This is a genomic window from Bernardetia sp. Wsw4-3y2, from assembly GCF_037126295.1.
Classification (GTDB): Bacteria; Bacteroidota; Bacteroidia; order Cytophagales; family Bernardetiaceae; genus Bernardetia.
Window position 1 is genome coordinate 244,005 of record NZ_CP147018.1, and the last position, 22,534, is coordinate 266,538.

Annotated in this window: 18 protein-coding genes; 11 read left to right on the top strand and 7 right to left on the bottom strand. The window is 31.0% G+C overall.

Features of this window, described 5'->3' with window-relative positions; translation table 11 throughout:
• Positions 1–172 precede the first annotated feature (172 nt).
• The 3 genes from V9L05_RS22505 to V9L05_RS22515 all read right to left on the bottom strand — a co-directional run bounded on the left by V9L05_RS22505 (position 173) and on the right by V9L05_RS22515 (position 4,280).
• Positions 173–1,087, bottom strand: coding sequence for a class I SAM-dependent methyltransferase (locus V9L05_RS22505; RefSeq protein ID WP_338815776.1), 915 nt, complete (start codon positions 1,085–1,087; stop codon positions 173–175).
• A gap of 541 nt (positions 1,088–1,628) precedes the next feature.
• On the bottom strand, positions 1,629–2,657 hold the full coding sequence (locus V9L05_RS22510) for a hypothetical protein (RefSeq protein ID WP_338815777.1): 1,029 nt from the start codon (positions 2,655–2,657) through the stop codon (positions 1,629–1,631).
• 42 nt (positions 2,658–2,699) lie between these two features.
• A complete protein-coding gene (locus tag V9L05_RS22515) occupies positions 2,700–4,280 on the bottom strand; it encodes a DUF4173 domain-containing protein (protein WP_338815778.1) in 1,581 nt (526 codons plus the stop codon).
• A 253-nt stretch (positions 4,281–4,533) separates the two neighbouring features.
• On the opposite strand from V9L05_RS22515, the gene V9L05_RS22520 reads away from it, so the two are divergent.
• From V9L05_RS22520 to V9L05_RS22560, 9 genes are all read left to right on the top strand, one after another.
• Positions 4,534–5,985: an amidase gene (locus tag V9L05_RS22520; protein ID WP_338815779.1), complete on the top strand. Its 1,452-nt coding sequence runs from the start codon at positions 4,534–4,536 to the stop codon at positions 5,983–5,985.
• A gap of 46 nt (positions 5,986–6,031) precedes the next feature.
• On the top strand, positions 6,032–6,346 hold the full coding sequence (locus tag V9L05_RS22525) for a hypothetical protein (RefSeq protein ID WP_338790915.1): 315 nt from the start codon (positions 6,032–6,034) through the stop codon (positions 6,344–6,346).
• A 6-nt stretch (positions 6,347–6,352) separates the two neighbouring features.
• Positions 6,353–6,832 carry a CYTH domain-containing protein gene (locus V9L05_RS22530; RefSeq protein ID WP_338815780.1) on the top strand — a complete coding sequence of 160 codons (480 nt, stop codon included), beginning with the start codon at positions 6,353–6,355 and terminating at the stop codon, positions 6,830–6,832.
• A gap of 364 nt (positions 6,833–7,196) precedes the next feature.
• A complete protein-coding gene (locus V9L05_RS22535; protein WP_338815781.1) occupies positions 7,197–7,775 on the top strand; it encodes a sigma-70 family RNA polymerase sigma factor in 579 nt (192 codons plus the stop codon).
• Positions 7,756–9,183, top strand: a complete 1,428-nt coding sequence (locus V9L05_RS22540) for an outer membrane beta-barrel protein (protein WP_338815782.1) — start codon at positions 7,756–7,758, stop codon at positions 9,181–9,183. Before V9L05_RS22535 ends, V9L05_RS22540 begins: the two co-directional genes overlap by 20 nt.
• Before the next feature lie 182 nt (positions 9,184–9,365).
• Positions 9,366–10,085: a lysophospholipid acyltransferase family protein gene (locus tag V9L05_RS22545; protein WP_338790918.1), complete on the top strand. Its 720-nt coding sequence runs from the start codon at positions 9,366–9,368 to the stop codon at positions 10,083–10,085.
• A gap of 150 nt (positions 10,086–10,235) precedes the next feature.
• Positions 10,236–10,877, top strand: a complete 642-nt coding sequence (locus tag V9L05_RS22550) for a hypothetical protein (RefSeq protein ID WP_338790919.1) — start codon at positions 10,236–10,238, stop codon at positions 10,875–10,877.
• Positions 10,878–11,008: 131 nt separating this feature from the next.
• A complete protein-coding gene (locus V9L05_RS22555; protein ID WP_338815784.1) occupies positions 11,009–11,776 on the top strand; it encodes a 3-hydroxybutyrate dehydrogenase in 768 nt (255 codons plus the stop codon).
• A 75-nt stretch (positions 11,777–11,851) separates the two neighbouring features.
• Entirely contained in the window at positions 11,852–12,679 is an 828-nt protein-coding gene (locus V9L05_RS22560) for a hypothetical protein (RefSeq protein WP_338790921.1), read from the top strand.
• A 1-nt stretch (position 12,680) separates the two neighbouring features.
• Here V9L05_RS22560 and V9L05_RS22565 read toward each other — a convergent pair whose 3' ends face one another.
• Both V9L05_RS22565 and V9L05_RS22570 read right to left on the bottom strand, forming a co-directional pair.
• Positions 12,681–13,967, bottom strand: a complete 1,287-nt coding sequence (locus V9L05_RS22565) for a glycosyltransferase family 4 protein (RefSeq protein ID WP_338815785.1) — start codon at positions 13,965–13,967, stop codon at positions 12,681–12,683.
• Positions 13,968–14,612: 645 nt separating this feature from the next.
• Positions 14,613–15,413 (bottom strand): IS5 family transposase, encoded by an 801-nt coding sequence (locus V9L05_RS22570; RefSeq protein WP_338811837.1) that lies wholly within the window; start codon positions 15,411–15,413, stop codon positions 14,613–14,615.
• A gap of 607 nt (positions 15,414–16,020) precedes the next feature.
• On the opposite strand from V9L05_RS22570, the gene gcvP reads away from it, so the two are divergent.
• Both gcvP and V9L05_RS22580 read left to right on the top strand, forming a co-directional pair.
• Positions 16,021–18,945, top strand: coding sequence for an aminomethyl-transferring glycine dehydrogenase (gene gcvP, locus V9L05_RS22575; protein WP_338815786.1), 2,925 nt, complete (start codon positions 16,021–16,023; stop codon positions 18,943–18,945).
• 423 nt (positions 18,946–19,368) lie between these two features.
• The gene (locus tag V9L05_RS22580; RefSeq protein ID WP_338815787.1) at positions 19,369–20,238 is read left to right on the top strand and encodes a cation diffusion facilitator family transporter; all 870 of its coding nucleotides are present in this window, start codon (positions 19,369–19,371) and stop codon (positions 20,236–20,238) included.
• Between the two features lie 495 nt (positions 20,239–20,733).
• Here the strand turns inward: V9L05_RS22580 and V9L05_RS22585 are convergent, their stop codons facing one another.
• Together V9L05_RS22585 and V9L05_RS22590 are read right to left on the bottom strand one after the other, a co-directional pair.
• Positions 20,734–21,213: a protease complex subunit PrcB family protein gene (locus tag V9L05_RS22585; protein ID WP_338815788.1), complete on the bottom strand. Its 480-nt coding sequence runs from the start codon at positions 21,211–21,213 to the stop codon at positions 20,734–20,736.
• A 69-nt stretch (positions 21,214–21,282) separates the two neighbouring features.
• Complete coding sequence (locus V9L05_RS22590; RefSeq protein ID WP_338815789.1) at positions 21,283–22,287, bottom strand: bifunctional ADP-heptose synthase; 1,005 nt, start codon at positions 22,285–22,287, stop codon at positions 21,283–21,285.
• Positions 22,288–22,534: the final 247 nt, after the last annotated feature.

Here is a 22,534-nt window from a genome sequence, read left to right on the forward strand (position 1 = left end):
ACCGTCGTTGAGGCTCAAATGCAACTCTCAACGAGGATTCAGTTACAAATATCTATAAAATAAATGTAGAATTATCTTTCAATCTTGCTATTTTTCAGAAAATTATCAAATTTAAGAAAGTGTCATATATATACAGAGTCAAAATTCTAAAACTGATCAAATTTATAAAGTATTATTGCTTTTCAATCCAAAAACTACCTCCAAAGTGCTTATAACAAAGAGGCATTTCTTTAAAGCTATCTGCATATAATCGATGCAAATAATCTGGAAAAAGTATAATTTTATACTTTTCATTATACATTAGAAAGGCTTTTAATATATAGTTTTCATTCCAGTTACGTCCTTCAAAAACCCACTTTTTGTGGTATTCAAAGGGGTAAAAGATATCATGAATATGAATAAAAACACCTGACTTTAGTGCAGGTAAAACTTCAAATAATAGATAATTGACATCACTTCCTGTTTTGGATACATGTGTACTATCAATAAATAGAATATCCCCAGCTTCTAGTTCTTCAAAAACGCTTAAAGGAATATTTTGTACTATATCTTTCTTGATTATACAGTTTTGTTTATCTTTTTGAGTTAAGAGACTATCTAATCTTTCTGTATCAGGGTCTATAAAAGTAAGATGAATTGAATTATCAAAAAATAGTTGATTAACATCCAAAATTGATGCAGAAGAAAATCCAGAACCCACTTCAATAATTTTTTTTGGTTTTATATGACGCATCATACCATATAAAATGATTCCATCTGTATAATGATAGAAGTTATTTTCAAAATAGTATCGTATCCCTTCTTTTTGATAGGGTTCAAATGGCATTTCAGGATATAAAGCAGATATTTTTTTAAGAAGCTCTAGCTGTTCTGGTGTATTTAGGTCAATACCTGCTATTCCATCTTTATATTGGTTTTTCCATATTTCATCTTGCTTTTCCTCTGCTTCTTTTACCAAAACTATTGGAGAATAATAATGACCTGCTGGCACAAACGCATTATTGTTGTAATGTTCTACTTGTTTATAGAGAGTTTTAATATAAGGTAGCTTATTTACTATATTTTTTATATATTGTTTAAATGCCATTTTGTTCTAATGAATTAATTTAATACAAAAAAAACGAACTTTGAAAATATTCATGAATTTTGTGAAGTGAAAAGTTAATTAAACGATTATTTTGTTAAAAAACAATATCGGATAACTGCAATACATATACTCTTTTTTAAAAATAAAATGTAAAGTAAATTTACAAAAGTCTTATTAATTATATTTTTGAAACTCTAAAATAACTTTACTTGCTTGATAAGCAGACTATTAATAATTGTAAATAATATAAACATGCAAGTTAATTAATGCTACAAAACCTTATAGATATATTTAACAATCTACCACTACTCTTATATTATAAGTCTTTTACAAACTGAAGTATCAATAAAGTTTTATGATTGATAAGTTTATCTTTGGACAAAGTTAATGGAAAAAACTTTCTTCTACTGAAGGCTAAAGCCTTTAGTACTTTTTATTTGAACTCCAAAGAGTATACTACAAATATCTAAAAATAAATGTAGAATGATAGGAATATTTTATTCTTACTCTATTTTAATTAAAGCAAATGATTGGAATAAAATTATTTTTCAATGAATTTAAAAGAATTTAGAAATTCATTCATAGACTCATTTTCATCTTTAAGAGGAATGGTAACAACCTGAATTGCTATTTGTGATTTTCCTTTAAGAAGTATTCTCTGTTTAATCATCATCTTTCCTTCTTTTAAACTTTCTTTGGTTTCAATTCCACTAATTCCACTAACAGATATTTCTTTTTTACTTATCAGAGTAGATTGTCTTCCATTAAGACCTGCTCTAATAATACTTAAATAATATTCATCTAAATCAAAACCAACATTTTGTGTGATATCTTGTGAATATGTGAGGGTGCTAACCATATAAGCAATATTTTCATCATTTTCTAATTTTGGTTGATAGCCTTCTAAAACAATTCTTACATCACCATATTCAGTAACTGCTTCCGTTTCTTTTATCTCTGTAGGGTTATTAAATTTAATAGTATATATTTTTTCAGCATTTTCAGTCTGTACTTCTGCTTTTGGATTAGGCTGTGTATTAATCAGCTCAAACGAATCAAAAAACGCATTAATGCCTAGGTTGAAATTTTTTTCTTCCTTTGTATTTATGGTAAGAATATAAACTCTATTATCAACTAAATACATTCTAGTTCTAGAAAACATACCTGTTTGAATATCTTTAAATCGAAACTCTCTTCCTGTATATCCTAATACTTTTTGGTTCAAAAGTCCTATTAATTCAACCTTTTTGGAATTGAGAGCCATGGAATTAAAGGTAGCAAAAAAATTATAGGTATTCTCTGTACTGATTATATCAGTAAACTCTTTTGGGTAATCTATATAGCTTACACTATATGAAATATTATCATCTAGTTTGGGTTCTGATATAAATACATATTGAGTTGTTTCTCCTTCCAAAGTAGTAAAAGGTTCTTCTTTTAGGGTAGGTTTCGTAGGAAAAGAAATTTTAAACCTTCCTTTTTTATCCTCAAATTTATTTACTCCTTTTTTGACTTGATTACATGAAAACAAGACAAAAATACAGACTAACAGGTTTAAATATACTTTCATTTTTTTGTTTGGTTTTTAAACTTATAGGTAGCTTAAAAAAAACTATTTCTCTTCTAACAAACTCACCGTTTTTGCATCAGCATAATTCCAAGAAGCCCAAGAGTATTTTTTTTGTTCTTGCAGATACGTTTCAATACGTTCATCTAAATATGTTCCATAAGTATTTACATTAGGCGAATTACGATAAGAAGAAATACCTCTTTTATCAGTTTCAAAATATTGTCTATTTTCCCTTAAAATCGGCAAAGTTTGGTCTGAGCGACTGAGCATAAATCCTAAATCAATTTTAGCTTTGCTTTCTACTGTTTTACATTTTTCAATATTATATTTGACAATCAACATATCCCAATTTATACAAGCCATAAAAACGAGCATTGCATAAGTTGCCCAACTATTTACTCTCCATAAATAAAAACTTGATTTGTGTTCCTTAATTTTTACAAATAAAGAATACAAACCATAGGTCGTCAAAGCCAAAAAGAGCAAAACACCAATTCTTTTGTAAGCCAATCCATGTTCAATGATGTAATAGTACGTTCGGATAACTACAGAAATTACTAAAATGGTATTTTGGAAAATCCAAACATAAGCTAACTTTTTAAGTAATTCGTTTTTGAGGTAGAAATTTAGATTTTTACGAAAAAAATACATCAAAATACTCATAGAAAGTAAAATACTGATTATTAACATATACGTTCCCTCATGAACTAATTCTGCTAGATTTCCAGCTTCATCAACCTCAAAATTCAGCCATAAAAATTGAATATCAATACCATTTACAACTAATAATAAAAGATTTACCATTGCAATCAAGAGTATTCCAGTTTGATATTCTTGTTTCAAATCCATAATTTTAAAAGTAGTATCTTTTTGTGTTTCCAGTAATTCCATTTCCATTACTCGTCTTTCTCTGCTCAACTCTCTTCTTAGTACATCTGTTTTCATACTTTCCCATAGAGCAACTATAAGAGTAGTTTCACGTTTGACAAGACTTACCAAAATTATAACAGCTCCAAGAAGTAGAAACAGAATTTTCAAAAAAGAAAAATCAACAAACAAATTACTCAAGATATCAAATAATTGATTGCCTAAATTATTCGTCATTTTGTTAAAAACTGGATTAGCTATCTTAAAAATCATAAAAAATATACTAAAAGCAATTAAAGGAATAATCAGAAGACGAAGTTTGCGAATAGAGGATTTTGGAATAGTAGCAGGAGCTTTAATAAAATTGATTTGCTCTAAAAAAGAATGATGTATAGACACAAGAGCCACTAAACTACTCCAAAAAGCAGAACTAAGTAAACGAAGATTTCCTTGTTGGAAAAAACCTAACATCAAACAAAAAGATACAATATGAGCAATTTTACTGATTATAGAATTATGAATAAGTACCATAATTCCTGTAACGAAAGTGAAACCAATAGCTATTCTAACAGTTTGATATTTAAAACTCTTCCTATGAAACAACAAGAAAGTTCCTATCAATAGATTTGAAAATATAAATAGATTCAAACCCAACATTTCATTCCAAAAAAGAGCATTAAAAATCACTAAAAGAAGTAGCATTAAAGCACTTTTTAGAGTTTTTATTTCCACGATACTTTTTATATTACTTTTCATATAATGAGAATTTTAATAGCTGTATTTTTTTAGATAGAAGTGAGATAATACAAAATTACATGAAATTTGGAGGCAGTCCCACAAATGTAAGTTTATTTACACTATTTTTATGTTTTACTCATCAAAAAGAAAGTAAGAAGTCTGTATATAGTGTAATGTTAAACAAACGAGAATAAGGGTTAATTATTAAGTAAAACAAAAAACTAAAAAATCACTTTATACTTATGGCTGACAAAGAACAAAATTTACTACCATGAAAGACTACAACTTTACTCGTCCAATAGATAAAGATACACATGAATTTTCTGATGCAACTTCGCTTTTAAAAGATTTTGAAAACGGAAAAACTACTTCACTTAATTTGGTAGAAAAATCGTTGCGAAACATTGCAGACAATCATGAAAGGCTAAATGCAATGATTCAACTTTTTGCAAAAGAAGCCTTAGAAGAAGCAAAAAAAAGCACAGAAAAAGATAACTCTACAACACAAAAACGAGGGAAATTAGAAGGAATTCCTATTTCACTCAAAGAGCCTATAGGTTTAGAAGGACAAGAAGTAACAGGAGGCTCAATGCGAATGCCAGCCAAAATAGCCGAAAAAGATGCTTTAGTAGTTCAACGACTGAAAAAAGAAGGTGCAATTATTATTGCTCGCACCAACACACCAGAGTTTAGTTTTGGACACGAAACAAGAAGTCCACGTTTTGGAGTTACAAATAATCCGTATGTAGAAGGATATATCCCTGGAGGTTCTTCAGGGGGAGAAAGTGCCTTGATTGCTTCTGGTGGGTCGGTTATCGGAATTGGAACAGATGTCGGTGGTTCTATTCGTTATCCTGCTCATTGTTGTGGTTTGGTAGGATTTAAACCTTCTGGAAGAGCTGTGAGTAAAAAAGGAATTTTTCCATTTATAGAAAGAGAAGATTTTTTCTTAAATGACTGGTTGGCAGTAGGACCAATTACACACTCTGTTAGAGATGCAAAACTAGTTTATGAAGTAATTGCTGATAAAATCCCAACAGATAGCAATGATTTGAGCAATGCAGAGCTTATCATAAGTACAGATTTTGATACAGAAATAAGAAACGAAACAATAAAAGAGGTTTTGATTAAAGCCAAACAAAGTCTTCTGAACGAAGGTTTACAACCTAAAAATATAACTATTGAAAACATCGGAAAAATTCATTGGAATTTTGGTAAAATGATGATAAAGGCAATGAAACTAGGTTTGAAAGATTGGTTGAGAAATGATAAAGATGTTGGTATTTCTGTTTTTGTGGAATCTTTACGCAGAGTAATTGGAGAAAAAACCGTTTCAGGTGAGATTTATTCCGTACTTTTGGCTTCTAAATTTTTAGAACCTTCGGATAAAGAATTAAATAAAATGATTCAATTTTATCAAAAAGAAAAAGAGAATTTATACAAAAAAATAGGGCAACGAGGAGTTTTGCTTCTTCCAACTTCTGGAGATATTGCACTCAAACATCAGCAGACAATGCAAATAGATATGTCGCCACTTGTTCCAAATATCTTTTCACCCATGATTTTTACTAATGTTATGGATTTGCCTTCTATTACTATTCCTGCCTGGAAATATAGAGATAGAAAAACAGGTTTGCCCACTTCGGTAATGCTTTGCTGTCTGCCAAATAGTGAAAACTTACTTTTTGAAGCTGCATCAAAACTGGAAAGCATTTTGAACTAGATTTTAATTCTCTTACTAAAACAAAATAATTAATACAGTCTATCTAATGTTACAATTTTTCAGATATATAGCAAATTCTAAAATTTTAGTTGTGATTCTTCCTTCTATTATATTTGTAGGCTTGTTTGTCTTTTTAAAATTTTTCTTTGTTCTTTTTTCTGACCGTCATCAGCTTAAAGTTTCTACTCCTTCTGAAAAAATTGTTTCTACTATTCGTAAAAATATCGGAAAAAAAGATTCTTCTAAAAACAAAGTTGAAAAAGATACGCTAGTAAAAAAAGATAATTATTATGACCAAAAAGGAACTTATCGCACACAAGCTATAAAAAAAGATACAACACTGAGGAAACCAAATAAATAATTTTTTATGGGCAAAGAAATAGAAAGAAAGTTTTTAGTAAATCATAAAAAGTGGAAAGATAGTGAGAAAAAAGTAGGGCAATTTTACCGACAAGGTTATTTATTGACAGACCCAAACAAAACAATCAGAGTAAGACAAACAACTGAAAAAGCCTTTCTGACAATCAAGGGATTATCAATTGGTGCTACACGTCCTGAATATGAATATGAGATTTCACTTCAGGATGCGAAAGAATTATTAGATAATTTTTCAATTTCTGAATTATCAAAGATTAGATATGAAATCTTGTACGAAAATAAAATTTGGGAAGTTGATGAATTTCTTGGAGATAATTCTGGACTTATAGTAGCAGAAATTGAATTGGAAAGTGAAGAAGAAAAATTTAGCATTCCGTCTTGGGTGGATGTAGAAGTTACAGGAGAAGACAAATACTACAATTCCAATCTAACTATTGAGCCTTATAAGAATTGGAGAAATAAAGTTTAAGCTGGTTATAAAAAAAGGATTTTATTTAGTCATAACATTTGAAAAAATCGCTAACCTTGATATTTTTTCTCAACAACAGCAACGTCTCGTTGACAGTTTAAAAATGAGAAAACCACCTGTTGTTGAGGCTTCGCTATCAATGAGGTTAAAAAAAACAGCACAAAATTTCAATCTTCAAAATTGTTACAATCTCTATTCAAAAGGCTTTTTTAAAGAACATTAATACAAAATTTCAAAAAAAATGAGAAAAACATAAAAACTTTTGAATTTTTTGCTACACCTTTGCAGCACTTCCAAACTTACTTGCGTAAGGACTTTGAAAGCAACTTAAATATTACCCTAAGAACACATTAACTACTAATTGTTGGTGAAAGCCATAGAGCTAACAGATATTGAACTTCGCCTAATAGAAGGCTGCCGAAATAAACACGCAAAAAGTCAAGAAATGTTATACAAGCATTTTTATGGTTATGCGATGTCGGTATCGCTACGTTATTGCAAAAGCAAAGACGAAGCGAGTGAGGTGTTAAATGATAGCTTTATGAAAGTGTTCACAAAAGTAAATCAATATGACAACAAAAAGTCGTTTAGAGGTTGGCTTCGCAGAATAATTATCAATACAGCAATTGATTTTTATCGCAAAAATGAAAAACATACCAATCATTTAGATGTAGAATATGCCGATAGAGAAGAAGATTCGACAGGTGATGTGATAGACCAAATGAGTGCAGATGAAATTTATGCACTTGTACAATCTTTACCAGATGTTTATCGAATTACCTTTAACCTCTATGAAATTGAAGGCTATTCACACGAAGAAATTGGAGAACAAATGGGAATTCCAGCAGGAACTTCTCGTTCAAACTTGTCAAGAGCAAAACAAAAATTACGCTTACTAATAAAAGAGCATTTCGGAAAAAAGTATGAAGCATATATACGATAACCAAAACGGGAATCACAAATCATCGGAGGAGCGTTTTACAGAACGGTTTAAGGAGGTGGCACAGAGTTATGAGCCTACTTTTCAACCTGCTGATTGGTCGGCTATGCAATCAAAATTGGCTGCTCATAATGAAAAAGACCGTAAAGCAGTAGTATTTAGACGCTTAGCAGTTTTTGCAACTATGGGAGCAGCAGCAGTAATCTTGTTATTTGGAGGGTATCAGTTTTTAGATAATTCAGCAAATAAAATTTCGAATGGAGGAATAGCTTTTCAAGAAAATTCTATCAAAAATCAAACTTCTACTAATCAAAAATCAATTAATAATAATTCTACGGATGATAAAACACTTACACAAAGTAATTTAGAAGAAAATAATAATCATAATAAAGATATAGCTAGTAATTTGAGTGGTAGTTCAAATACAGATTCAGCCAAAAATAAAAAGACTACTAATTTCACTAAAACAAAATTATATTCTAATTCAAAAACAAAATTAGAAAAAAACAATCAAATAGCTTTTAATCATTCTTTAGATAATTCAGAAGAAAAGATAGTTATCACAAATACTTTATTAACTGATAATGAAGCAAGTAAAGAAGTAGAATCAAATCAAGTGCTTAGTGCATTAAAATTGGAAAAGGCTACTTTTGATTTATTTGCTGATGTTAAACCAAATGAAGTAGTATTACCAGTATTAGAAATTGATGAAATGCTTATTGCTTCTAATCAGAATGAAGAATTAATTAGAAAAAATCCAGTAGCAAGTGCTATCGGAAAATGGAGAATTGGAGCTGCCCTTATGGCAATGACAAACATCTATAAAAGCAATGATAAACAGCGTATGAATTATGCAAATGGATATGGTGTAATGGCTGATTATCAAGTTGCTAAACGATTTAATATTTCGGCAGGAGCACTTTATATGAAAAAGCAAATTGATATAGAAGAATCTCTTTCTATACCAAATATTACAAATTACTTTAACCCAAATGATAACGCTTGGGTAAAGAAAAACAAGACAAAAATTAATTGGCAATTAATAGATTTACCTATACATTTGCGTTACAATGCTATTGAAACAACTAGAAATAAATGGTTTGTATCCGCAGGTACTTCAAATTATTTCTTTTTAAAAGAACGTTACGAATCGGATTATACCGTTTCTTATCAAGATATTTATGACCCACGTCTTACTCGCTCACAAGAAATAGTCAGACAAAGGGAAACACAATCAGCTTTACAGCTTTTTGCAACCATTAATGTTTCTGCAGGAATTGAAACCTCCTTAGGAAAACATTTAACGCTACAAGTTGAACCGTATTGGAGGTTTCCAGTACGCTCACTTGGTTCGGAAGGGGTATTTGTTCAGACAGGTGGATTACTTACACGCATTAACTTTGCATTGTAACAATCAACGTTACTGAATAAATATTATCATAAATTGGCAATCTTCTTTGAGGATTGTCAATTTTTTTTTGCGTTAATTTGTGATTACTTTTAATAAGAGTATTTTAGATTTTACTAATTACAGTATTGATTGCTATTCACTGGTAATTGAGTACTGGTAACTGATAACTGATAACTGAAAAAATGAATTTATATACTATTTGGTGCATTTTCTGGTTTATGCTTGTTTTTTTATCTTTATATCCTTTTTTATGGCTTTCAACGCAACGTAAAGAATGGCATCACTGGAACGGATTCTTATATAGAATTTGGGCAAAGGTTTTATACTTTGGAATAGGAATAAAAATGAAAACAGAATGGGAATTTGAGCCAAATCCGAAGCAAAACTATATTTATGTATCTAATCACACATCTTATATGGATATTGCTGCTATGGTAATGACTGTGCCTAAGTTTAGTGTTTTTATGGGAAAGGCATCGCTCAGTAAAACTCCTTTGTTTGGTTACATCTTTAAAAAGATTCATATTCCCGTCAGTCGTGGAAAAGGAACAAGTCGTTTTGAAGCCTTTGAGCAAGTAAAAGAAGCTTTAGCTGAAGGCAAAAATGTTTTGATTTATCCAGAGGGAGGAATTATTGGTGATAAGCAGCCTGAACTAAATCCTTTTAAAGATGGTGCTTTTCGTGCAGCTATTCAAACAGGTATTCCTTTAGTTCCTGTAACAATTCTTTATAATTGGATAATTTTTCCTGATAAACAGCCTTTCAAATTTACTCGTCATCATTGTAAAATGATTTATCATAAACCGATAATAACTACAAATCTAACAGAAAAAGATATCGAAGATTTGAAAAATAAAACCTTTCAACTTATTGACTCCACAATAAAAAAGTATACAACTTAACTTACGCTTTAGAGTAAAAAATTAAAGACAACATAATTGGAATTACAAATTATCACAGTACAATGATACTATATTTGTAATTGACTGCGCCGAGCTAAAGGTTAGCTTTGCTGCTTTAGCAAGTCGTAATTTATAATTCGTAATTGATTCATGGACATTATCTCAGCTCAAACTTTTTTTGTAAAACAACTCATCCCATTTTTTAGAGAATGGGGATTTGAGTATATAGATGTTTATAGTCAATTCAGGAAAACAGATAAAATAGGTTTTCAAAACGTAATTTTGTCTATTTCACAGTATGAGACTGAAATTTGGATTGAAGTAACTTTAGGAATTAGAAAAGATGAAGTAGAACGTATTACTCAACCTTTTTTGTCTAACCCTACTGATTTTCAAAATCAAACAACTACTATTTCAGTTTCTGTGGGAAAATTAAATCAAAACCCTTACTTTAGATACAAAGCCGAAAACGAAGAAGATTTAGAAGTGTGTGCTGAAGAACTTATAAAATTTATGAGTGAAGAAGGAATGATTTTTTTAGAAGAAAAAAATTCAATGCAAGAATTAGATTTAGCCTTTAATAGAATTCCTAAACGTCCAATTTTATATATTTATAATCAGCACCATCGCTTTTTTAAAGGAATTGTTTTAGCCAAGATTACTAACAATCCAAGATATGAAGAGTTAGTAGAGCTTTATTACCGTTCTTTGGTTATTCAAAAGGCAAATGAAACTATTCAAGCTAATTTCAAACGTTTAGTCAATTTTTTAGTTCATTACTCTGTAAATTGATTGGTTAAATTTGTCGTTGGTGAGGACACCAACAACGACAAAATATAATAAATTTACCAGAATTTTATTTTTTAACTTAATAAACAGCCGTTGTCGGTGTCTCTACCGATGACTTATTCATAACATTTTTTATGGCAACAGTACTCATTACAGGAAGCACAAGTGGAATCGGTTTAGGAATTGCAGAACATTTTGCAAAAGCAGGATATAATGTAGTTTTTAATGGTTTGGAAGATAACGGTGCAGAAATAGCAGCTAATGTAGCAAAAGAGCATGGTGTACAAACTATGTTTTCTAATGCAAACATGCTTGACCCAGAGCAAATCAAACAAATGATAGATGAAGCGAAACAAAAATTTGGAACTATCGATGTTTTGATAAATAATGCAGGTATTCAATATGTTGCGCCTATTGATGAATTTCCTGCTGCAAAATGGAATGCTATTATTGGTATCAATTTAAGTTCTGCTTTTCATACTTCACAAGCTGTTTGGGCAGACATGAAAAAACAAAAATTTGGTAGAATTATCAATATTGCTTCTGCACATGGGCTTCGTGCATCTGAATTCAAATCAGCTTATGTAGCTGCCAAACACGGTATTGTCGGACTTACAAAAGTATTAGGTTTGGAAGGTGCGCCATATAATATTACTGCAAATGCTATCTGCCCTGGGTATGTCAAAACACCTTTAGTAGAAAAACAGATTGCAGACCAAGCCAAAACACATGGAATGAGCGAAGATGAAGTAGTAGAAAAAGTAATGCTCAAAAAACAAGCTGTTAAAGATTTTGTGTCAATTGATGCTCTTGCAGGAATGGCTTTATTTTTAGCTTCAAAAGAAGCAAGTACATTTACAGGAACAGCAATTCCTATTGATGGAGGTTGGACAGCACAATAATTAAAAAAAAAGACCAAAATAATAAAGGGAATAGACAAGAAATGTTTGTTCCCTTTAATTTTATAGAAATTCTTTATGATACCGTTAGAAGAAAAATATTGGAAGAGTTTTAGCAGCCCTTATGGAGATTCGTCAGAATTACCAGCACTTTTGAAAAAATTAGATAGTAATTATACTGAAGAATTATCAAATGAAATATTTTGGGAATATATTTATCATCAAAATACGCTATATCAATCTACTATTGCTTCTTTTCCTTATCTCTTTAAAATAATTACGAAAGAAGAAAACAAATCCATACGTTTGGATGGCTATATTTCATTAGGAGTCATAATTGCAGAGTTGGATGAGAATGAAGTATCTCTCAACAATATAATAGAAGATAATTCATATAAATTAGATAATCAAACGAAAGAAGTTTTATATATCTCTTTTCAAAAGAGTTATAAGGAATTTAAAAATTTGCTACCTAAACTTATTAATGAGGCTAAAAATCTATCAGAAGATGAAAAACGCTATTTTTTGGCAGTAATAGCTTTATATAAGGGGAATTCTCTTATAGCAAAAATGTTTATCTTGTTTAATGGTAATGATGAATACATGAGTATTTGTCCAAATTGTAACTCTGAACTTTATCTTTGGAATGAAGAAAACAGATTAAATGGATATATAGAAGATCCTGTTTTTAATAAAATTCAAACTCCTTTTGAAATTATTCCCAAAAGTATAGACCGAAAAAAAGCAACCATTCAGTCTGATAATTATCAAGAGTGGATGATTGCTTATATAGATTTACTGGAAATAGATTCTTTAAAAGAGATTATAACTTTTTTATTTGGAGATACAATCTGTCCAACTTGTAAAGTTAAATATTCTATTTTTCCTTCTGTTTGTAATGCTTAAATTATGATTCTATCAAGACAGCTCTTTTAGTTCTTGAGTTTGAGTTATTTTGTTGCATAGAAACTGCTTTTATTTTATTTCTTTGCTCTTGTAGCTGCCTAGCTTCTACTTTAGAACGCATTTTTCTAAAACGGTTTTTTGCATGAATATCTCTCACAGATTCTTCTACTCTTACTTTATCGATTACTTCTGTATATTTCTTGATAATAATCTGTTGATCAAATTTGGTTTCGGCAAGCCAACGACTATTTACTCCCATTTCTTCTAGTTTTCCTTTTTCCAGACAAATCATTCTTTGCATTTTGTCAGCTAAGTCATACGCATTTTTTACTTCACATAAATAACCATTAAAATTATGAATAACTGTTTCTCTGCACCCTGGAACATCAGTTGTAATTATTGGTTTACCAAGGCAAGCAGCTTCTAAAAGCGTACGTGGAGTTCCTTCTCTATAGGAAGGCAAAACGATACAATCAGCATTTGAGATAAGAGGACGTACATCTCCAGTAGTACCAAGATACTTCAGAATCCCTTCTTTTTCCCATTCTTTGATTTGCTTTTCAGGAACACCTAATCCTTTTGTTTCGTCTATCTTACCTAAAAGTTGAAAACGAGCATTAATTCCCTTACTTCTCATAAGTTTGATAGCATCTGCATACTCTGCAATTCCTTTGTCATATAATACTCTAGCAATTAAAAGAAAGGTAAATTCTTTTGTATTTTTTTCTTTTGGAATAGATAAGGTAGGTGTATTAGGCACAAAATGCGTAGTATCTATACCTGACCCAGGTAAAAGACGGGCAATAGATTCATTAATGAGATTCTTACTAACAAAAAGCTCTCTATCATCTTTATTCTGAAAAAATACAATTTTAGGAAAGCGAAATGTAAAACGATACAGATATTGAGCAATTTTAGAAGAAATACCTTCTCTTAAAAATACAGTTCCTAATCCTGTTACATTATTGATAGAGGGGATTTTTAAAATCTCAGCTGCCATTGTACCATAAATATTTGGTTTTATGGTATAATGCAAAACTACATCAAGTTTGTGTTTTTTGTAAGCAGTTACCAATCTTTTGACAAGCAAAGCATCATTAATTGGATTTGTGCCTTTACATTCCATAGGCACAGGCTCAAACTTACACCCCATTTCTTCCAATGGTTTTCTATATCCATCGTCTGGAGCGATGGCAATTACTTCATGGTTTTGCAAAAAGGCTTTTATCAAACCTGCTCTAAAGTTATAAATGTTCCAAGAAGAATTGACTACAATTCCTATTTTCATCTTATGTTGGTTATTTCGCATTCAAATAAATCTCGTAAATTTCTTAAAGAATCTCTCATCAAATGAGTTAAGAGCTGCTTTAAAAGGGAGGAGTAGAGTTTAATTCATATAAAAGAGGTATGCGTAAATTAAAAAATTACCAGTTAAATAAATATGTCTGATTTGACTAATTGTAAAAGTAGAAAAAAGTATTAATAATCATGTTGATACTTTGTTGAGACAACAAAAACATCTATATAATTACGTTGTATTTTCGAATTTCTACCTTCAATAATTTTCTTTCAAAAAATCAAATTAGAAGCTAATTTATCTAAAGTATAAGCAAACGCAAGACCAAATTTAAAAAAATCTTAAAACGCTTTTCGTTTTACACTACTCTTGTATGTTTTTGTCCGTAAAAAAATAGTTGTTAATACCTTATATTCTGTATTAGGATACAGACATCAAAGTCATTTTTTTAAAATAAAGGAATGACTCAAAATATCTATCAAATATGTATTCTGATACAAAAATCTTTAAAAAAATAGAGAATAAAAAATATATATCTAAACTTTCTTTAAACCTTAACTATTTGCTCATCAAAGAATTACCTCTAAAAAAAATAGAGCTGTCTTAGGTGCTAAAAATAAGAGCCTGTTCGAGTTTTTATTTTTTCTTTCTTCTAGCCCCTTTATTTATGAGGTTTAAAATCATAGCTAAATACACAAATGCTTTAGCAGAATCTACAGTTTTCTCATAATCTACTTTTAGTCTTCTGTTTTGATTAAGCCAAGCAAAAGTTCTTTCTACTACCCACCTTTTGGGTTGAGGTACAAATGCTTTATCCTCTTTTTTTTCTCTTCTTGGACTATTGACAATCTCAATTTGTACTCCTGTTTGACTAAATATTTCAGCAGCCAAACTAGCACTTCTATAGCCTGCATCAGCAAGAATTTTAAAGAATTTTCTTCCTCTAAATTGAGCTAAATAAGCTAGATAAGCAAGTTGATTCACGTCAGCTTCATTGGCTGGACTAATCTCTAATTCTAGTAAATTTCCTTGCGTATCTACCAGTATATGCCGTTTACGTCCTTTTTTGAGCTTGTAACCATCTACACCTATAGCTTCCCCTCCATATACACTTTGTACACTTTGAGAGTCTATAGAACCCAAAGAGGGTTTAGCATTTCTACCTTGAGCCAACCGTTCTCTTGTGACCAACTTGTCCAAAAGTTTTTTGTACCAACCCATCTTCTGCCATTTGCTAAAGTAGTCATACAAACTACTCCAAGGAATACCATAACTACTGGGAAGTAAACGCCAACTACTGCCAGAACGAGTGATGTAAAATAGTCCTGAAAAGATATTATACAAACTGTGTTTGCGTTTTCTTTCCAAGTACGAAAAAGGTATAAATTTTTTCATATATTGCCAAAGAGCATCAGATAAATATTCATTAGTAAACATAGTCATTGATATTTTAATTAGTAACTGAAAATCAATAACTTAACTAATAAAAAAATCTGATGTTCTTTTTTATGTATCTAAACTCGAACAGGCTCTAATGATAACTAAAAAAAAATACTCAAAATAGTTATAATTCCATCTTTTTGTATTTCAAAAACAGTATTACTTTAAGTATTAGTTTTTTCTTATAATTCTAAGTAAAATCAATAAAAACATATTGTTCAGATTTGGCTTAATTCTGAGACATCTCATAAACGCTTTCAAAACAAAATAGTTATACATTTTTTTAAAACTAAAATTTTTATTTTTTTTTTAATGAAGTTGTCTAAATTAACTATTTAAGTAAAAAAAGCTCAAATAGATAAATTATAGCAAACAGTCTTTCTTTTTTATTTTCACTCTAATTTTGATTCAAACATAAGTCTAAGGATATTTGTAGTAGCATATCAGAATGATATATTTTGTAACTTTACACTATCAAAAATGAGTTCGGAATTTACTCTATAGTCTATCTCAATTCATTAGAAAGTTTATCAAAAACTACTGCATTTTTATATTAGGTCTTTTCATATTAAGTCTTTTCATCTAGCTTACCTTTAGTATACCAATGAAAATCAATATCTTCAACCAAACCACCTTTGAGAGTCGCCACAACGGAAATCTTGATGATTCTGTTACTGAAATGCTCAAAAAAGTAAACGCTTCTTCTATCGAACAGCTTATTTCAGAAACTGTTCCTGCTGATATTCGTCTTAAAAAAACTTTAAATCTACCTTCTGCACTTACAGAAAGTGATTTTATTCATAGCCTTCAAAAAATTGCTTCAAAAAATAAAGTATTTCGTTCTTTTATAGGAATGGGATATTATGAAACGCTTGTGCCAAATGTAATTCTAAGAAATATCTTAGAAAATCCAGCTTGGTACACAGCTTATACACCTTATCAAGCCGAAATTGCACAAGGACGTTTAGAAGCTCTTATCAATTTCCAAACGATGGTCATTGACCTTACAGGAATGGAAATTGCAAATGCTTCTCTTTTAGATGAAGCAACAGCAGCAGCAGAAGCAATGCGCCTTTTGGATGCTACAAAAGCAAAATCTAAGAAAAAAGCAATGAAGTTTTTTGTTTCTGACAAATGCCATCCTCAAACACTTTCTCTTTTAGTAGGACGTGCTGAGCCTTTAGGTATTGAATTAGAAATTGGAGATATTACAAAACTAGATGTTACTGATGAGAATTTATTTGGACTCTTGATTCAATATCCAAATACAGAGGGACATATCAAAAATATAAATTCATTTATTGCTTCGGCAAAAGAAAATGAAGTTTCGGTGGCTGTTGCTTCTGACCTTTTGGCTCTTACAATGCTTACTCCTCCAGGGGAAATGGGTGCAGATGTAGTCTTTGGTTCAGCCCAACGTTTGGGTGTTCCGATGGGTTATGGTGGCCCTCACGCTGCATTTTTTGCGATTAATGATAAAGACAAACGTTTTATTCCAGGTCGTGTAATTGGTCTTTCGAAAGATGCTGAGGGAAACCCTGCTTACAGAATGGCTCTTCAAACTCGTGAGCAACATATCAAAAGAGAAAAAGCAACTTCAAATATATGTACAGCACAAGTTTTACTTTCTGTAATGGCAAGTATGTATGGCGTTTATCATGGCGCAGAAGGATTAAAGAATATTGCTCACAGAATTCACGGTTTTGCTAAAATTACCCATAAAGTTGTTGAGAAATTGGGGTATGAAGTGGTTTATAATCAATATTTTGATACACTTAAAATCAATACCACAAGTGAACAAGCACGTATTATTAAAGAATTAGCAGAGAAAAATGAAATAAATCTCCGTTATTTTGAAAATGGAAATATAGGAATTTCGTTTGGCGAGCGTTCAGAATATGAAGACCTTGAAACCTTGTCAGCTATTTTTGCTAAAGCTGCTCACAAAGATTCTTTCAAAGAAGAAATAAAAGAATTTGCTCAAAACTTAGAACTAGACTGGGAAGATGCTGTAGTCAGAAAATCTGATTTTATGACACATCCTGTTTTTTCTTTATATCACACCGAACACGAAATGTTGCGTTACATGAAGCGTTTGGAAAACAAAGATTTATCGCTTGTTCATTCTATGATTTCTTTGGGTTCTTGTACTATGAAACTCAATGCAACAACAGAAATGATTCCTGTTACGTGGTCAGAGTTTGGACAAATTCATCCTTTTGCGCCTCTCAATCAAGCAGAAGGATATAAAGAACTTACTGATAATTTACGCACTTGGTTATGTGAGATTACAGGTTTTGATGATGTTTCTTTACAACCTAACTCAGGAGCGCAAGGCGAATATGCAGGTCTTATGGCAATTCGTGGCTATCACGTAGCAAAAGGAGATACACATAGAAATGTTGCTATTATTCCTTCTTCGGCTCACGGAACAAACCCAGCGAGTGCAGTTTTGGCAGGAATGAAAGTTGTCATTACAAAATGTGATGAGAATGGAAATATTGATGTAACTGACTTAAAAGACAAAGTAGAAAAAAATAAAGAAAATTTATCGTGTTTGATGGTAACCTATCCTTCGACACACGGAGTTTTTGAAGAGTCTATCATAGAAATTTGTGATATTATCCATCAAAATGGTGGTCGTGTTTATATGGATGGCGCAAACATGAACGCACAAGTTGGTTTGACTTCTCCTGCTAATATCGGCGCAGATGTTTGTCACTTAAACTTACACAAAACGTTTTGTATTCCTCACGGTGGTGGAGGTCCTGGAATGGGACCAATCGGTGTAGTAAAAGATTTAGCTCCTTATTTACCTTCTCACCCAGTAGTTGAGATTCGTGGAAAAATTGGAGAAAATGGTGCAAGTCACCCTATTTCGGCAGCTCCTTATGGAAGTGCTTCTATCTTGCTTATTTCGTATGCGTATATCGCAATGATGGGAGGCGACGGACTCAAAAGAGCAACAGAAAGAGCTATTTTGAATGCCAATTATGTCAAATCTTTATTGGAAGAACACTATCCAATTTTGTATGTAGGTAAAAATGGTCGTTGCGCTCACGAGTTTATTTTGGATTGTAGAGAATTCAAAAAAACAGTCGGAATTGAAGTTGTCGATATTGCTAAACGCTTAATGGATTATGGTTTTCACGCTCCGACGGTTTCTTTCCCAGTTGCTGGAACGCTTATGATTGAGCCAACAGAAAGCGAAACAAAAGAAGAACTAGACCGTTTTGCACAAGCTATGATTCAGATTCGCAAAGAAATTCAAGAAATTGAAGATAGAGATTCTGATGCAACTGATAATGTCTTGAAAAATGCTCCTCACACAGCAGGAAGACTTTTGGCGAATGAGTGGAATTTCCCTTATTCTCGTCAGAAAGCAGTTTATCCATTAGAATGGGTAAAAGAACGCAAGTTTTGGGTTTCGGTTAGTCGCATAGATGATGCGTATGGTGATAGAAATCTAGTTTGTAGTTGTATTCCTGTTGAAGAATATGAAGAACGAGAATTGGCAGAAGTGAAGTAGAATAATTTGTGTCGTTGGTGGGACACCAACAACGGCAAGATATATTTTTTTATGAAAACCTACTAAATTTCTTTTTTGGAAATTTAGTAGGTTTTTTTGTAGCTTACTCTTCAGAGTGAGTAAAAATGTACTATAAAATTTAGTGTTTGGAATGAAAAGTATTTTAATTACTCAAAGACTAAAGCCTAGGGGACAGTTTCACATCTTAAAAGTTACGCTACAAAATAATATTTATAAGATTAAAGGTCATTACGGTTATTTTTGTATAACAGTCTTCTAGACTGTTGAATTTGATAAAATGCTGTTTTTGATGTTCAGACTGGAAGTCCTGAACTACTTTAATACAAACCGTGATAAGGTTTATTAAGTTTTCTCTATGAATCAAAAAACAACATCAAACCCAAGTTATTTAACCCAAAAACTATGAACAATGAACAGATTGCAATAAAAGCGACTTACTTTAGTATTATTGGCAATACTAGTTTAGCTTTAATTAAAGGACTAGCAGGTTTTTTTGGAAATTCGTATGCGCTAATTGCTGATGCTATTGAATCTACAACCGATATTTTTGCTTCTTTATTAGTTTTATTTGGACTTAAATATGCACAAAAACCAGCCGATAAAAATCATCCGTATGGTCATGGCAGAATAGAACCTTTGATTACTTTTGCTGTGGTTGTATTTCTTATAATTTCAGCATCCATAATTGCTCATGAGAGCATTCAGAATATTCAAACGCCACACAAAACGCCTGAATCTTGGACTTTAATCGTTTTGGGAATAATTATTTTATGGAAAGAAGCTTCCTTTCAAATTGTGATTAAGAAAAGTAAAGAAACAAATAGTTCATCTCTAAAAGCAGATGCTTGGCATCATAGAAGCGACGCTATTACCTCCGTAATGGCATTTATAGGAATTTCAATTGCAATTATTTTTGGAGAAGGATACGAAACAGCAGATGATTGGGCTGCTTTACTGGCTTCTAGTTTTATTCTCTACAATAGCTATTTAATCTTTAGACCTGCACTTGGTGAAATTATGGACGAGCATGTATATGATAACTTAATCTTAGAAATTAGAGAAAAATCTATGCAAGTAGAAGGAATAGAGGGAACAGAAAAGTGCTTTGTGCGAAAAGCAGGTATGAAGTATCATATTGATTTGCATGCTAGAGTAAATGGAAACATTTCAGTACGAGAAGGACATGCATTAGCTCATAATTTAAAAGATTATCTAAAAGAAAATATTGAAAATTTAGAACATATACTCATTCATATTGAACCAAATGATTGATATACTTAATCAAAAATGGTTTTCGGAAAAATAAAACTGTCAGACACTTTAACTTCGTTGAGGGCTAAAGCCGTTCATAAGTGTCAGTACAGTTCAAAAAACAAATTATCTGACACCTTTGAGGTGTACTGATAAATTTGATTTTTGAAAACCAAAAACGTATGAGTATAAAAAACGTTATCACGGTTATTTACAGGTCTAATAATCAATTAGTTAGAGAAAAGAAAAACCCTCTTGTTTTTCCATAGCGACAGGTTTGCAAACCTGTCGCTATGGAAAAATGAACATTACTAAATTAACCGTGATAATGTTTAATAAAGAAGTTTAAATTTTTTGTAAAAAAAAACATTTCCTTAAAAATATAATTTTTAAAAAACTATACTTCCAAGGAAATGAAATAAGGAAATGAAAAGATATGAAATTTTACATAATGCGAATAATGTGAGCAAAAGTAAAATGATTGATATACAAATAAACGTTGTAAATTATCACAAATTATTTTTTAAAATTATTTACTTTCAAATCTATTTTCTCAAAGACAATTTCTTTATCTGTCTTTTTTATGGTTACGGCATGCAGAGGATAAGTAAGTGCCATTGTAAGCATAGCATCTTTTGCTGGATTCATTTCTTTATAGAAAACAGTTATTTTGTCATTTGCTTCGATGATTTTTTCGATTTCTATATCAAAACCACCTGTGTTTTTCATTCCAGACATAACCATTAGAAGTGTGTTTTCTTTCAAATTTACTTCTAAGAGTTCTTTTGGCATATCATTGCCATTAGCTACCTCAAAACTTTTCAAATCAGTTTGTGCTTGAACTACTTTAGTTCCTGCTGTTTCGCTTCCAAAAGTCATTGTTTTTAAGACTGTTTCGAAGGGAATTGATTCATTTTCTTGTTTGTCTTTACTAGATTTACAAGATAAAAAAGTTGAGATTAAAATTGATAAGACAGATAAAAAAATAAGTTTCATAAGATAATTACGAATTAAAAATGAAAAAAAATAGTTGATATTCAGATACCAAAACAACACATAAATAGACTAAAAGGTTACTTTTTTCTTAGCCTCCTGTTTGAAAAGTGATTTATCTATTGGAACAACTCCTAAGGATTCACAAACCAATCCACCACCCAAATTAGCTAATTCGGCTACTGTTTTTAGAGGTAGTTTTAGAGCCATGCAAAGTCCTGCAATGCTTACCACAGTATCACCAGCACCCGAAACATCAGAAATTTCTCGTTTGTGGGCAGCAATTTTATGATTTTCAGATGAGTTGGCAATATAAACACCATATTCAGAAAGTGTAATCAAAACCGATTTGAGTTGCATTTTTTGTGCAAGTTCTTGAACAGCAAGAGCTATCTCACTTTTCCTTAAATTATTTAAATCGGTGTTTTTTACATTAATGTCCTTTCCTAAACCTTCTTGAAGTTCTTTCAAATTGGGCTTAAAAAGTGTAGCATTTTTATAGTGCCAAAAGTTACGTTTTTTAGGGTCAATGACAGTAGGAATATCTTTTTGATTGGCAAAATCAATTAGTTCTGAAATTACTTTTTCAGTCAGGACACCTTTATCATAATCTTCAAAAATGATAACATCAGCTTCAAGAGCCAATTCTTTTACTTTATTGATTAACTCTTCGCTTTCATTTTCTGAAATAGGATTTGTAGTTTCTGAATCAATACGAAGAAGATGCTGCGAACCTGCCAAAATACGATGTTTAATAGTAGTAGGACGGTCTTGACTGTGAATAATGCCACGAACATCAATGTTTTGCTGCTCAAACATTTCAATGAGATTTTCGCTTTCTTTATCATTACCCACAACTGAACACATAATCGTTTTTGCTCCTAAAGATTTGAGATTCAAAGCTACATTTGCAGCTCCTCCAAGTCTACTTTCTCTATCTTTCAAACTAACAACAGGAACAGGGGCTTCTGGCGAAATGCGTTCTACTTTTCCCCATAAATAGGAATCTATCATTACATCTCCAATAACGAGAGCTGTAAGGGTATTAAAATTTTCAAAAATGGAATCCAATGACATGTGGCAATAAATAATTAAGTTTCCTTATTGTTTTTATATTTGTTTGATGTTTTTGTTTTAATCAAACTGATTTGGCAAAGGTCGTAATTATTCAAGTAAATTAATAAAGAATTAGTTAGATAAAAATTATAAATTTGTATTTCCTTTCAATTTTGTAACTGTTTTTTACAGCTAAGTTTTTAAAAATTCCTAAAAAAACGTATATTTAAATACAGCTTAACTTACTCACTCATATCTATTATCTTAT